The sequence below is a fragment of the Candidatus Eremiobacteraceae bacterium genome (genome assembly GCA_036511855.1).
GTDB lineage: Bacteria > Vulcanimicrobiota > Vulcanimicrobiia > Eremiobacterales > Eremiobacteraceae > JABCYQ01.
This window is the reverse complement of the sequence record DATCBN010000085.1, coordinates 1-14,005: the sequence shown is the minus strand read 5'-3', so window position 1 is coordinate 14,005 and position 14,005 is coordinate 1. Positions and strand designations below refer to the sequence as shown.

The window sequence follows — 14,005 nt, the reverse complement described above, 5'->3', positions numbered from 1 at the left end:
TCCGGATGGCGGGAGTGATGTATATGGGCAGTATGTCATCCGGACCTGCGCGCGAACATCCGGTAAAATGGCTAGGCATGGCCGGGGGCTCTGCGGGAAGGCGCGCGCGATGACAAAACGAACAACCGCGATATGCTCGGCTCCAGCCCTTTTGCGATTCTCCACGGCCGAAGTTTCGGGCCGAACGGGCCCGCTAAGCCGCCGCATGTCGATCTTCGCCGGGTGGCGCGCTATTTCGCGCCTTACGCAAGCTATGAGGCGCTCGTCCTTCTCTGCATCTGCCTCACAAGCGCGCTCGGCTTGCTGCCGCCGCTGTTCACCCTGCACATCATCGATCATGCGATTCCTGCGCACGACGCCGGCGCGCTTGGACTCGACGTCGCCGGCATCGTCGTCAGCGCATTGCTCGCCAATGCCATAAGCGGGTGGCAAGGCTACCTCAACGCGTACGTCGGTGAGGGCATCATGCGCGACATCCGCGACGCGCTGGTGCGCCATCTGCACAACATGCCGCTCGCCTTCTTCACGTCCACGAAGACCGGCGAAATCATGAATCGCGTTTCAAGCGACGTCGATGCGATCGACAACGTCGTCACCGGCACGCTGGCTTCGATCGCGCAGAACGTCGTCGTCATCCTGAGCACCACGATCGCGATATTCGTGCTCGACTGGCGCTTGGCGCTGCTTTCACTGATCGTCATCCCGGTGATGATCGTTCCGCTCAATCCGGTCGGCGCGCGCATGTACGCCGTGCGCAAGCAGACTCGCGAACAGCGCGACATCATCGAGAGCTTGATCCAAGAAACGCTTTCACTATCGGGCATCACGCTCATCAAATCGTTCGTTCGGGAAAAGCGCGAGGCGGAACGGTTCCACGAAGCCGGCACCAAGCTCATGGGGCTCGAGATCGGCCTCGCGATGGTCGGGCGGTGGTTCCTCGCGATCGTGATGGCACTGATCGTCATAGGACCGGCGATCATCTGGCTGGGCGGCGGTCTGCTGGCGGTTCGGGGCGCGATGACCATCGGCGTCATCGTCGCTTTCGTCCAATACCTAAGCCGGCTCTACGGTCCGGCGTCGGCGCTCGTCGGGGTTCAAGTGCAAGTGGTGAGCGCGTTCGCGGTTTTCGAGAGAATCTTCGAATATCTCGATATGACGCCTGAGTCGCCGCAGAAACCTGACGCAAGTTCGCTCGGTGTGGCCCGCGGCGCGATCGCGCTTGAGGCCGTGCGATTCGGCTATACCGCCGATCGCTGGGTCTTAGACGGCGTCAGCCTGCGCGCGGAACCCGGGCAGCTCGTCGCACTGGTCGGCCCAAGCGGCGCGGGCAAGACCACCATCGCCAATCTCGTGCCTCGCTTTTACGATCCGCAAGAGGGCAGCGTGCGCGTCGACGGCCACGACGTGCGCGATCTCACGCTCGACAGTCTTCGGCGAAACATCGGCATCGTGACCCAAGAGACGTTTTTGTTCCACACGACCATCGCCGAGAATCTGCGCTACGGCAAACCCGAGGCCACCGGCGCCGAACTCGAAGCCGCGTGCCGGGCGGCGAACATCGCCGCTTTCATCGAGACGCTTCCTGAGAAATACGACACGGTTGTGGGCGAGCGCGGCCACAAGCTATCGGGCGGCGAACGTCAGCGGCTCGCCATCGCGCGCGTGCTGCTCAAAGATCCGCGCATCTTGATACTTGACGAAGCCACAAGTTCGCTCGATTCGACGTCGGAAGCGCTGATCCAAGACGCGCTGGTCCCGCTCATGCGCGGGCGGACAAGTTTGGTGGTCGCGCACCGGCTCTCGACGATCCTGCGCGCGGATACGATCTACGTCATCGAACGCGGACGCGTCGTCGAATCCGGCACGCACGCTGAACTGCTCGCCCGCGGAAGAGCCTATGCCACGCTGTACGCAGCTCAATTCCGCGATACGGCCCCGACGTCATTGTAGGAGGGCAAGCATCGCTTGCCCAGAAAAAATTTGATCGTACTAGGGCAAGCAGCGCTTGCCCAAATGGGTGAGCGTTGCTCACCCTCCTACAGCTCATGACTTCTTGCTCTCTTTGTGCGGCGCGCGCGCGCGGCGGGTGTCCGGCCTCGTGACGTGGCGCTCGAGCGCATCGATATGTTGATCCCAGAACCGTTGATGTTGATCGATCCACGCGGCGGCACCGCGAAATCCGGCGGAGTTCAACGTGCAGCGATGCAGGCGCCCGTCGATCTCTCTCGCGATCAACCCGGCCCGCTCCAGAACCTTGAGGTGTTTGGAGACCGCCGGCAGCGACATGCGAAATGGAGCTGCGAGGTCGGATACGGTGACTGCCCCGGCTCCGAGCCGAGTGAGAATGCGACGCCGTGTGGGGTCTGAAAGCGCGGCGAACACTCGATCGAGCGCGGGCGCTGCAGTTCGGGCCGGCGAAAAGTTAACCATCGGGTTAACTATAAAGCATCGTCTTGCTAACTGTCAAGCGTCGGTCGTGCGCCGAGGGTAGCGGTGCGACGTGAACGAAGCCCGAGGCATGCCGGACAAGGCGCTTCCGCACGGCCACGATCACATGGTGCGCAGGCTTGAAGCGTTCAGCGATATCGTCATCGCATTTTCACTATCCGAACTCGCATTCAGCCTGCACGTGCCGTCGTCGGCGAGCGACCTCCTCACGCATCCGAACGGGTACCTGGCGTTTGCCGCAAGCTTCGCCGTCGTCTGTTCGATATGGTGGCTGCACAACCGTTTGTTCGCGAATTTCTTCGTCGCGGACACGCTGAGCATCGTGCTCAACTTCGCATTGCTTGCGGCGATCGTCATGGTCACCTTCGCGCTTCAGCTGTTCTTCCGCTTCGAGGGTGAACCTATCGTGGTGGCGGCGTACGCACTCAGCTTGGGACTCATGTACGGGCTGATCGCGATTCTGTACGCGAAAGGATTGCGCGACGAACGGCTCACCGTGAGCGATGAGCTCCGTCGTGAGGCGACGAGGCGTACTCGCCGAACCGGCGTCGTGGCGGTGGTACTGTTAGGATCGCTGTTCGCGTACCGTTTGGGTTCGCAGACGATGGAATATTGCTGGCTTGCGATGCTTCCGGCGATCGCCGCGTTGCGGATCGCCGAACGAAACTGGAGCGCCTAACCCACGTCCGGCAGGTCCCACAGCAGTATCTCGCCTTGACCGCGGATCGAAAGCTCGTCAATACCGCGGATCCGCACGGCGTCGCCTTTCACTAGCTGCTCCTGCCGAGCTTCAACAGTTCCGTCAGCCACAAAGAGAAATCCGAGACGGCCAGGAGCGAAGCGATGGGTGAGTTCCGCCTTTTCGAGACGCGCGACATGCATCGACGCGTCTTGCGTGAGACGGACGACGGCCGATGGCTGCGAAACGCCGCCCGCGACGTCGAGCCATTTGTCCAGGCGGTCGGCGATGACGAAATCGTGTTGACCGTATGTCGGCGGCACGCCCGTCCGGCCCGGCACGATCCACATCTGGACGAGATGCAGCTCGGCAGCGGGCGAGTGATTGACCTCCGAGTGGCGGACGCCGGTGCCGGCGCTCATGAACTGAACGCCGCCCGGCCCTACCACGCCTCGGTTGCCCATGCTATCTCTATGCTCGAGCTGACCGCTCAAGACGTACGTGATGATCTCCATATCGCGATGCGGATGCAATGGGAAACCCTGGCCGGCCGCGATGTAGTCATCGTTGAACACGCGCAGCGCTCCCCAGTTGGTGTTGGCCGGGTCGAAGTAGTCGGCGAAGCTCAACGAATGGAACGACTTCAGCCAACCGTGATCGGCATGGTAGCGTTCTCCGGATCGTTGTATGGAAAAGGTGGTTGTTTGGGTTTTCATGTTTCCTCCGAAAGGGATTATCGCCCAAATCACGTACTTCTGTCAAGTATGTAACTTACTATACGTAGGCAGTGGATGCCGTCCCGCTCGCCTATCAAACACAATGCCGTTCTGTTATACTCAAAGGCGACGATGGACGAACGAATGCCCGCGAAACTCACCGAGTTCTGTCCGCGCTTTCATCAGGCGATCGAATTGATCGGCAAGCGCTGGACCGGAGCAATCGTTCGCGTCCTCATCTGCGGCCCCCGGCGATTCAACGAGTTGCTCGCGGCCATTCCGGATCTGTCCGACCGGCTCTTAGCCGAGCGGCTCCGCGAGCTCGAGACCGAAGACGTCGTCGAACGCCACGTCGATCCGGGGCCTCCGGTGAGAGTGAGCTACGAACTGACCGCATCGGGCAAAGAACTAGAGACCGCTCTTCGCGCGCTCAGCGCATGGGCCGAAACTCGAACGCCTCGCGCAAAGCGGCGCAGATCGGCGTAGTCCCGGCAGCCGTCGCACAGAACACCGCCGATTGAATCGTCAGTGACGCAGAGCAGAACGGTCGCCGATCCATTGGGCTGGTGGAATCGCCCAGTACCGTGCGATCGCGTTGAGCGACTCGGCGTAGCGGCTGCGGATGCGGCAGAATTCTTTCCAAGAAGTCTCCTCGTCGCGCAAGGCATAGCCGGCGCCGGCCAGCCTCCCGCGCGCGGCGGCGAACTCCGCGCGTTCGACGCCCGCGCCGCCATCTAGCGGCATGCCGAAATAATCGGCGATGTCGTGCATGGCATGCGTGCCGACGTCGATGAGGAACGCCGCCTGACCGCCTGCCTCGTCCGCGACCGTGGTGACCAACAGGGTTGCGGCGTCGAGCACAGCGCCGAGCGCGGCGATCCACGATGCGTGATCGTGGCTCGACCGGAAGTAGAAGAGCATCGGATAAGCGAGATGCGTGTCGAGGATCTCCGCCGACCAGGCTTGCATGTCGATGAACGCCGCGGGCATATCGGCGCGGATGTTCAATTCGGCGTGGCTCACGAGAAACGCCACTCCCGACGGGGGCGCGCCGGCGCGCACGTCGATCATGATCACGCGCACTTCGCGTCTCTGGTACGCGCCGAACATCAAAAACAGGTAGGTCAACACGACGGCTATCGTGCCGAGCCCGGTCGCGCCGGTCGCAAGCGAAAGCAGCCGCGCTTGCATCGTGGTGCCTGCATAATCACCGAAGATGAACGATCTGCCGGCGAAATAGAAAGCATCTCCAAAGTCGGCCGGCAACGGCGCGCCGCGATCGCGCAGTCCGAACTGCATGAACGCGAAGCCGGCGATCAAGAACAACTCCCACAATGCAAGCAACGAGATCACGCCGAACGGCGCGAATATCCCGAGAAACGCATCGCGGCGATTCGAGTCTTGCAGCGCCAAACCGATCGAACGCCAATAGCGCCATACGAAAGGAACGTAGCGGGCGCTGAGCCGGGCGAATCTGCTCGCCGGCCGCGGCACGAGCACGGCAAGAAATATGTCGTACAAAATCAGTCCGACGAGAAGCACGCCCGCGATGACAAATGCTGCATCCATGGACCCGAAGAGTTGGTCCGACTTCGCTGATGCCCCTGTCGCTGGAGCGTTCAAGGGGCTTGGACGTCTGCGTCAAAGCCGTTATCGCTGATGTTAGGAGGTCTACATGCCGAAGAACGCGCCACCAACTGCCGAAGAGTCGGCCGCGCTGTACGACGAGTCGAAACAACTTCAGGCGCGCGTCACCACAACGCATGGTGACATCGTATTCGATTTCTATCCGGACCATGCGCCCGGAACGGTGGCCGCTTTTATCAAGCTCGTGCGCGGCGGATTTTATGATGGGCTGAATTTTCATCGCGTCGAGCCCGGCTTCGTGATCCAAGGCGGGTGCCCGACCGGCGACGGCACCGGCGGACCAGGTTACAATCTAAAAGCAGAATTCAACGATAGACCGCACGTGCTCGGAACGGTGTCGATGGCGCGCGCGTCGAGTCCCAACTCGGCCGGATCGCAGTTCTATATATGTCTTGGCGATGCGCGCTTTTTAGACAATCAATACACGGTATTCGGCCAGGTGACGAGCGGGATCGAGGCCGTCAAGTCTGTCCGCGTTGGCGACAAAATGGAGAAGGTCACGATAGAGACGAGGTCAGGAAAGGGCTAAAACGACCGATAACATTAACATGATGTACCACGATGATTCGGTTCGGAATGTGTGCGCGGCGCTTGCGATCGCAGGCGCACTCTCGCTCGCCGCGTGCGCGCAGCACGCACCGGTTCCGCTTGCGTCCAATGCCGGAACGTTGATCAAGATCGGCGTCACGCTCCCGATAACCGGCGTCGACGCCCCCGACGGCCTGCCGGCGTCAGAGGCCGTCAGGTTAGCCGTCGCGGACGCGAACACGCGCAATTTGGTTCCGGGGATGACGCTGCAAGCGGTCGTGCTCAACGACGCTTCGGGGAAAGGCGCTCACGATCCGGTGCGCGGAGCCGCCAACCTACGCGTGTTCACCCAAGATGGAGCGGTGCTCGGTGTCATCGGTCCGCTTAACAGCAATGTCGCGCTCGTGGAAATCCCGATCTCGAACAAAGCCGGCCTTGCATTGATCAGCCCCGCGAACACGACGTCGGAGCTCACGAAAGGGACGCAAGCGCTCGCGCTGCGGTCGGCGCATCCCGACCAGATCACTTACTTCCGGGTCTGCACCACCGACGACGTGCAAGGCCCGGCCGGCGCTGAATTCGCCTACGAACGGCTGAAGGCAAAGCGCGCGTACGTGATCGACGACGCGAACACGTTCGGCCGCGCACTCTCGGATGAATGGGTCGGCGAATTCAACGGCGAGGGCGGACAGATTCTCGCACACGAACACATCACGTTCGCCGATGCCGACTTGGCGGCGGTCGCCGCACGCGTGAAGGCGAAGCATCCCGATCTCGTGTTCTTCGGCGGCGAGGCCACGGGCGGCGGAAAATTGCGTTTGGCGCTCGTGAAGGCCGGTCTCCAGTCAGTGCCGTTCGCATCCGGCGACGGGATACAGACCCAAGAGTATTTCGATGTTGCCGGCAGCGCCGCCGACAACAGTTATGCCACGGTCGCCGCGGTCAATGCCGATGCGCTGCCGTCTGCAGGTGAGTTCGTCAAAGCCTATCACGAAAACGTGCACGTTCCGCTCGGCGCGTACGCCGCCAACGCGTACGCGGCGACGCAGACGTTGATCAGCGCCATCGCCGCGGCCAGCGCCGACGCCAGAGGCGGCATTCCCACACGCGCGGCCGTGCTGGATAAATTGCGCACTTCCACGAATGTGATGACCGTGATCGGGAAGTTCTCGTTCGACCGCAACGGCGATACGACCGAACATATCATCTCGATATACCGGGCCCAAGCGGGCGTGTGGCACTTCCTTTATCAACGGGATTTCGCGCAAAGCTCGTGAAATAGAAAATCCCACTGGCTGAACGCTCGTTCACCAGGCTGAACGAGGCACAAGACCATGTCCATCGCGCCGGCCAAAGTTTTGGCTCGCCTGCACATCAATGGCGCCGATGTCGAATGCGCATTCAACCCCAATAAGACCCTGCTCGAAGTGCTGCGCGAAGACGTGAATCTCACGGGGACCAAGCACGGTTGCGAGATGGGCCATTGCGGAGCGTGCACGGTCATCGTCGACGGCGATGCCGTCCTTTCGTGTCTCGCGTTGGCGATCGAGACCGTCGGGCACGACGTCCGCACGGTCGAAGGACTTGCCAAAGACGGCGAATTGCACCCCGTGCAGCGCGCTTTTGTCCGGACCGGCGGCGCGCAATGCGGATACTGCACTCCCGGCTTCATCATGAGCGCGGTCGCGTTGCTCGAGCGTAACCCCCGCGCGTCGCGCGTCGAAGTCATGCAAGCTCTCAGCGGCAACCTGTGCAGGTGCACGGGCTACACGAAGATCATCGAAGCGGTCGAGTCGGCAGCCTCCGATATGCAGAGCGGCGCGCATGACGATTGAACGCAAAATCTCGACGGCGACCAATCCCGACATCGATGCTGCGGGCTTCACACCCGACGCGCTTGTCACGAGCGTCGAGCAGGCGGCGCCGGGTTTGCCCGACGGCAAGCAAGAGGGATTCTCGGTCGTCGGCAAAGCGCTGCCGAAGCCGGACTCCTTCGCAAAGGTGACGGGCGCGGCGAACTTCGCCGACGATATCGTGCTTCCGCGCATGCTATTCGGCAAGCTGCTTCGCAGCAAACATGCCCACGCTCTCGTGAAAAGTGTCGACTGCTCTCGCGCACTCCTCATGCCGGGCGTCGTGGCCGTCATGACCGGGGCCGACTTGCCGGTGAAATACGGCATCCTGCCATCGAGCCCGGACGAAGACGTGCTCGCGATCGAAAAGGTTCGATACGTCGGCGACCCAGTGGCTGCGGTCGTGGCCGATGACGAGCTGACGGCCGAAGAGGCGCTCGAGTTGATCGACGTCGAGTACGAATCGCTTCCGCCGATCATGAATATCGAGACGGCGCTGCGCGAAGATCTGCCGAAGCTGCACGAAAACCCGCGGCGCACGAACAACGTGCACAAGGAAGTGCATCTCGAGTTCGGCGACATGGACGCCGGATTCGCCGCCGCGGACCGCATCTTCGACGACGAGTTTTTCTTCGAGGGCAACACGCACGCGCCGATGGAACAGCACTCCGTCGTGGCGGACTACGGCCCGGACAAGAAATTGACGATCTGGGCATCCACGCAGACGCCCCACTACCTGCATCGCATCGCATCGCAAGTGCTGCAGATGCCGGCCGCGCACGTACGCGTGATCGCGCCGCCGGTCGGAGGTGGATTCGGCGGCAAGACGGAGCCCTTCGCGCACGAGCTCGTCGCAGCGTATCTCGCGCGCAAGACCGGCCGTCCGGTGAAGATCACACTCACTCGCGAAGAAGTGTTCTTCGCTCATCGCGGACGTCATCCGGTGAAGATGAAGCTCCGCACCGGTGTGAAAAGCGACGGATCGATCACCGCCTGCCACTTGCAGACGTGGCTCGACGGCGGTGCGTACGGATCGTACGGCGTCGCCTCCACCTACTACACCGGCGCGTTGACGACGGTCACGTACAAGATCCCAGCGTACAAGTTCGACGGGATTCGCGTGTTCACGAACAAGCCGCCGTGCGGGCCGAAGCGCGGGCACGGCACCACGCAGCCGCGCTTCGCCTTTGAATGTCACCTCGACAAGATCGCCGATGCGCTCGGATTCGATGCGGCCGAATACCGCAAACGAATCGCGGTCGATCCATATACCACGACCGTGAATGGTTTGCGCGTGACGTCGTGCGGCTTGCGCGAATGCCTCGATGCGGCGACCGAGCGGACAAGCTATTCCGAGAAGCGCGGCAAGATGGCGCGCGGCAAAGGCATCGGCATAGCGGCGAGCTCGTATCTCTGCGGCGCCGGACTTGCGATCTACTGGAATCCGATGCCGCATTCCGGTGCGATCGTCAAAGTCGACCGCGGCGGCGGTGTCACCGTCTTTTGCGGCTCGAGCGAGTGCGGCCAAGGATCGGAGTCGATGCTCGCCGCGATCGTCGCCGAGACGCTCGGCGTCGATATCATGGACGTGCGTGTATGCGCCGGCGATACGGACCTCACTCCGGTCGACCTCGGCTCGTACTCGAGCCGCGTCACGTTCATGGCGGGAAACGCCGCGCGCGACGCAGCCGGTCGCGTTCGCAATCAGTTGGCGGTTGTCGCCTCCGAACATCTGGGCGTGCCCGAGGCGCGCATCGGCTTTGCGCGCCGTCGGGTGTTCGACGTCGAAAACAAGGCGACGGAGATGACTTTTCTCGAAGCCGCGCAAATGGCCGAAGCCAAGTTCGGCACTCTCGCTGCTCCGGGTTCGTACACGCCGCCAAGTCTCGCCGGCGATTTCAAAGGCTCGGGTGTCGGTCCTTCGCCGGCGTATTCGTATAGCGCGTGCGTCGCAGAGGTCGACGTCGATTTCGACACCGGCGAGGTGAAGATCGAGAAGATCACGCTTGCGCACGACGTCGGGCGCGCGATCAATCCGGACTCCGTCGAAGGCCAGATCGAAGGCGGCGTCTATATGGGCATCGGCGAAGCGGTCATGGAGGAATCGGCGTTTCGCGGAATCGAGCACAAGATCCCCAACTTGCTCGACTACAAGACCCTCACCATTTTGGATATGCCGCCCGTCGAGTCGATCATCATCGAAACGGACGATCGCGAAGGGCCGTTCGGCGCAAAAGAAGCGGGCCAAGGACCGCTCAATCCGGTGATCCCCGCGATCGCCAACGCGGTCGCCGATGCGATCAAAGCTCGCGTGTATTCGACGCCGATCACCGCGGACAAAGTGCTGCGCGCGTTGGATGCGAGCAGCGGCGGCGTGCTGCGTCTGCGGAAGGCGCCCGCGCGTGCGTGACATTTCGCGGCCCGTGCGCCGCATGCGCGGCTGGGCAGCCGCTTGGGTGGCCCTCGTCGGCCTATCGGTGCTCGGCGCCGATCCGGCGGTCGATCAAGGTCCGACGCCGGCGCCCGCGCCGACATCGGCGGCCACCGCCGCCGCGACAAGCACACCGACTCCGCTGTTGAAGCGATCCGTGACCACATATGCCGGCACCGGCATTGAATCGCAAAAAGACGGTCCGCTGCTCTCAGCGACGTTTGCCGACATCGCGTACATAGCGGCCGACCCTGACCGGAGCAGCTTCTTCGTCTCCGACAAGCATGAGATCCGCGAACTCACAAAAGATGGGAACGTCGTCACGGTTGCAGGCTCATCCGCAGCAGGGAGCGCCGACGGCGCGGGAAGCGGCGCCCGATTCAACGTGGCGACGGGCGTCGCGTACGACCCGGTCGATAAGGCGCTCTACATCTGCGACGAAAAGAACTTCGAGATCCGGCGGATGACGCCCGACGGCATCGTGACGACGGTCGCTGGTTCCACCCTCGAAGGCCGCCAAGACGGGACGGGCACTGACGCCCGATTCTCGCACCCGGAGGGCATCGCGTTCGACTCGCGCGACGGTGCGCTCTACGTGGCGGACAGCGCCAACAATGAGATCCGCCGTGTCACCACCGCCGGCGTCGTCACAACGGTTGCCGGTGGGCGCGAGGGATTCGCCGACGGCACGGGCACGCAAGCACGCTTCAACAATCCGTTGGGCATAACGTTCGACGCGGCCGACGGTGCTCTGTACGTCAGCGATCCAGGGAACGAACGGATCCGGCGCGTGACGACCGACGGAAGCGCGACGACGTTCGCGGGCGGCAGCAACGCGAGCTTCAGCGGTCCGAACGCGATGTCTCGATGGGGAGTTCCGGCCGGCATCGCTTGGGATCCGGTCGACGGCTCGCTGTATGTCGTCGATTATTTCTTCAATGCCGTCCGGCGCATCTCGCCGCAGGGCGTCGTGTCCAGTGTCGCGGGAAACGGGTCGATCGGCAGTTACGACGGGGTCTTCGAGGGCGCAGAATTCGGTCACCCGGTCGGAATCGCCGTCGAGCCGATCACCGGGAACCTTTACATAGCCGACTTCGGCAATAATCTCATTCGCTTGATCCAATAAAGACGAAAGAACGTTCATGCTGCGTTTGCCGCCGTTTGAATATCAGCCCGCCCGGTCGGGCGAAGAAGCCGCGATGCTGCTTGCGCGATACGGTGCGGACGCGCTGCCCGTGTCGGGAGGAACCGATCTCTATGCGAACATGAAGCAGCGGTTGTTCACGCCAAAAGTCTTAGTGGGCTTGCGTCCCATCGCCGATCTGCATTTCATCGCCTACAACGAAGTCACCGGTTTGACCCTCGGAGCGCTCGCCACGCTCACGGAAGTTTCGGAGAGCGACGTGGTGCGCAAGTACTATCCGGCGCTCGCGCATGCGGCTTCGGTGATTTCGACCCCGCAGTTACGCAACGTCGGCACGATCGGCGGCAATGTGTGTCTCGACACGCGTTGCAACTACTACAACCAAAATCTCGATTGGCGCAAGGCGCTCGATTTCTGCATGAAAAAGGACGGCGACATCTGCCGCGTGGCGCCGGGCAGCCCGAAATGCGTCGCCATCAATTCGTCGGACACAGCGCCGGTGCTGCAAGTATACGGGGCGCGCGTTGTCTTGCGGGGGCCGGCGGGGACGCGCGAGCTCGACATGGGCGAATTCTTCCTCAACGATGGAATGGTGGCGTGGGCGAGGCGACCCGACGAGATCGTCGTAAAGATCGTCGTTCCTCCGCCGGAAGCGGGCACGCGAAGCGCGTATCGGAAATTGCGGCTGCGCAACTCGTTCGACTTTCCGATCCTCGGCGTCGCGGCAGCTCTCACCATCGATCCATCGGGGACGTGCCGCGCGGCGCGCATCGTGCTCAATGCGGTGGCGCCCAAGCCGATGGAAGTCCCTGAAGCGGCGCGCGCACTCGTGGGAAGCAGACTAGAGCCGGAAGCGATCGCAGCGGCGGCGGACGCCGCGTTTGCCGTCGGACGGCCGCTGGACAACGCGAGCTCGACCATCCCGTATCGCAAACGCATGGTGCGCGTCTTCGCACAACGCGTGCTCGAAGACATCGCAAACAGCTCGTAGCTCGTTCAATCTCTAATGTAGGAGGGCAAGCATCGCTTGCCCATTGGAAAAATAATGGGTGAGCGTTGCTCACCCTCCTACAGTACGATCAGCGCGGGCGGGCCGCGCCCACACGACGCAGCAGTTCGTGATCGTCCAAGTCGGCCGAATCCGGACCGAGCCGAGGCCGCAGCGACGCGGCGACGCGTTGCGCGAGTTGTTGTGCGACTGCCGGCTCGAGTTGGGAACGCCGCTCGAGATAACGGTGGACGAGTGAGACCTCGTCGTCCGAGAGCCCGGCAGCGCCGGCGACGCCCATCGGCGGCGCGGGATCGGCATCGCCTTGAAGCCAGCTATCGGGATTGGTCACTTCAAACGAACTGTCACGCACGACGATCGTGCCGGCAGCGAGATCGCCGAGTCGCTTGTTGTATGCAGAGATGATCGCGCAGATGGCCGATACACCATAGATGAATAGCGCGACTTCTATGATGCGTATGAGATTTCGGATGACCGACTCGGTGAAACCGATCGGGTAGCCGCCATCGCGGACCACGCGAATGCCGATCGCGCGCTTTCCGGGAGTTTGGCCGTTCCACCACGCTTCGAACGCGATGAAGTATCCGAAGAAGATCATGAAGTACAAGACGATCGCTCCGGCATAGATGATCGAATCCGTTTGCGATGACTTAAGATGGAGCGAGCCCAAGAAGCGGTCGAAACCGCCTTTCGCATATCCCGTGAGGATGATAGCGCCGAACGCCAGGATTAGTTGGATGAATAGGTCGATCGCCACCGCGAGAAAGCGGCTGCCGAGCCCCGCCAGCTCATAGTGAAAGGCGATGCTCTCGGGCGTCCGGACCGTGACCGATCTTTCCATCGCCAATCCTGTAGACTGAAGGTGCAACCGCTTGCCGCCAGAAACGGCGCGAATGACGCAACGTTCGTTCGTCGAGAAGCGCCGGGAAGGTTGGGCGCGTCTCGAAGAACTGATCGCGGCCGTGCAGCGGCGCGGATTGCGCCGCCTTGAGGCGGAGCAAGTCGCCGAGCTCGGTCGGCTCTACCGATGGGTGACGTCCGACCTCGCTTACGCGGACGGTCATCGCTTCGATCCGGCACTGCGCGCGTATCTGAACAGGTTGACGGCGCGCGCCCACGCCTACGTCTATGGCGGAGGGATCGAGCGAGGCCGCGCGCGCTTCCTGCGGTTCTACACCACGGTCTTCCCATGCGAAGTGCGTAACTCCGGCGGATACATCCTCGCCTGTGCCGCGCTCTTCGCGTTGACCGCTGTGCTCGCCTACTGGCTGGTCGTCGTCAAACCTCAGGACATCTACGCCTTGTTGCCCGCACAGCTCATCGAGCCGATCCACAAGAGTCTACATGACAGCAACTTCGCGTTCGACCGCGACTATGCGGCGACGATGTCGGCGGCCATCATCGCCAATAATATAAGAGTGGCGAGCATGTGTTTCGCCGGCGGTATGACGCTCGGGATATTTACCATCTACGAACTGGTACTGACCGGATTCATGGTCGGCGGGCTTGGCGCGCTCTTCGCGAATGCCGGGTTTGGCTTGGACTACTTC

The 14,005-nt window shown here is 62.3% G+C and carries 14 protein-coding genes; 10 read left to right on the top strand and 4 right to left on the bottom strand.

Annotation, left to right across the window (positions count from 1 at the left end; translation table 11 throughout):
* Window positions 1–132: 132 nt before the first annotated feature.
* A complete protein-coding gene (locus VII69_10750; protein HEY5095586.1) occupies window positions 133–1,950 on the top strand; it encodes an ABC transporter ATP-binding protein in 1,818 nt (605 codons plus the stop codon).
* A gap of 93 nt (window positions 1,951–2,043) precedes the next feature.
* Here the strand turns inward: VII69_10750 and VII69_10745 are convergent, their stop codons facing one another.
* Complete coding sequence (locus VII69_10745) at window positions 2,044–2,430, bottom strand: metalloregulator ArsR/SmtB family transcription factor (GenBank protein HEY5095585.1); 387 nt, start codon at window positions 2,428–2,430, stop codon at window positions 2,044–2,046.
* Window positions 2,431–2,500: 70 nt separating this feature from the next.
* Here VII69_10745 and VII69_10740 point away from each other — a divergent pair, with 70 nt between their 5' ends.
* Window positions 2,501–3,127 (top strand): TMEM175 family protein, encoded by a 627-nt coding sequence (locus VII69_10740; protein ID HEY5095584.1) that lies wholly within the window; start codon window positions 2,501–2,503, stop codon window positions 3,125–3,127.
* On the opposite strand, the gene VII69_10735 is transcribed toward VII69_10740, so the two are convergent.
* On the bottom strand, window positions 3,124–3,843 hold the full coding sequence (locus VII69_10735) for a pirin family protein (GenBank protein ID HEY5095583.1): 720 nt from the start codon (window positions 3,841–3,843) through the stop codon (window positions 3,124–3,126). The two genes, VII69_10740 and VII69_10735, sit on opposite strands and share 4 nt — an antisense overlap.
* A gap of 144 nt (window positions 3,844–3,987) precedes the next feature.
* Between VII69_10735 and VII69_10730 the strand changes: the two genes are divergently transcribed.
* On the top strand, window positions 3,988–4,329 hold the full coding sequence (locus tag VII69_10730) for a helix-turn-helix domain-containing protein (protein HEY5095582.1): 342 nt from the start codon (window positions 3,988–3,990) through the stop codon (window positions 4,327–4,329).
* A 39-nt stretch (window positions 4,330–4,368) separates the two neighbouring features.
* Here the strand turns inward: VII69_10730 and VII69_10725 are convergent, their stop codons facing one another.
* Complete coding sequence (locus VII69_10725) at window positions 4,369–5,412, bottom strand: hypothetical protein (GenBank protein HEY5095581.1); 1,044 nt, start codon at window positions 5,410–5,412, stop codon at window positions 4,369–4,371.
* Between the two features lie 106 nt (window positions 5,413–5,518).
* On the opposite strand from VII69_10725, the gene VII69_10720 reads away from it, so the two are divergent.
* Genes VII69_10720 through VII69_10695 form a run of 6 tightly spaced genes read left to right on the top strand, consistent with a single transcriptional unit; the run spans window position 5,519 to window position 12,437 of the window.
* Window positions 5,519–6,019 carry a peptidylprolyl isomerase gene (locus VII69_10720; protein ID HEY5095580.1) on the top strand — a complete coding sequence of 167 codons (501 nt, stop codon included), beginning with the start codon at window positions 5,519–5,521 and terminating at the stop codon, window positions 6,017–6,019.
* 19 nt (window positions 6,020–6,038) lie between these two features.
* Window positions 6,039–7,295: a branched-chain amino acid ABC transporter substrate-binding protein gene (locus VII69_10715; protein HEY5095579.1), complete on the top strand. Its 1,257-nt coding sequence runs from the start codon at window positions 6,039–6,041 to the stop codon at window positions 7,293–7,295.
* Window positions 7,296–7,352: 57 nt separating this feature from the next.
* On the top strand, window positions 7,353–7,853 hold the full coding sequence (locus tag VII69_10710) for a (2Fe-2S)-binding protein (protein ID HEY5095578.1): 501 nt from the start codon (window positions 7,353–7,355) through the stop codon (window positions 7,851–7,853).
* Entirely contained in the window at window positions 7,843–10,281 is a 2,439-nt protein-coding gene (locus VII69_10705) for a molybdopterin cofactor-binding domain-containing protein (GenBank protein ID HEY5095577.1), read from the top strand. Before VII69_10710 ends, VII69_10705 begins: the two co-directional genes overlap by 11 nt.
* Window positions 10,274–11,428 carry a hypothetical protein gene (locus tag VII69_10700; GenBank protein ID HEY5095576.1) on the top strand — a complete coding sequence of 385 codons (1,155 nt, stop codon included), beginning with the start codon at window positions 10,274–10,276 and terminating at the stop codon, window positions 11,426–11,428. The genes VII69_10705 and VII69_10700 overlap by 8 nt, the downstream gene beginning before the upstream one ends.
* Window positions 11,429–11,444: 16 nt before the next feature.
* Window positions 11,445–12,437, top strand: a complete 993-nt coding sequence (locus VII69_10695) for a xanthine dehydrogenase family protein subunit M (GenBank protein HEY5095575.1) — start codon at window positions 11,445–11,447, stop codon at window positions 12,435–12,437.
* A gap of 88 nt (window positions 12,438–12,525) precedes the next feature.
* Here the strand turns inward: VII69_10695 and VII69_10690 are convergent, their stop codons facing one another.
* Window positions 12,526–13,296, bottom strand: coding sequence for an RDD family protein (locus tag VII69_10690; protein HEY5095574.1), 771 nt, complete (start codon window positions 13,294–13,296; stop codon window positions 12,526–12,528).
* A 52-nt stretch (window positions 13,297–13,348) separates the two neighbouring features.
* Between VII69_10690 and VII69_10685 the strand changes: the two genes are divergently transcribed.
* Window positions 13,349–14,005 (top strand): stage II sporulation protein M (locus VII69_10685; GenBank protein ID HEY5095573.1); only part of this gene is annotated, 657 nt, incomplete at its 3' end.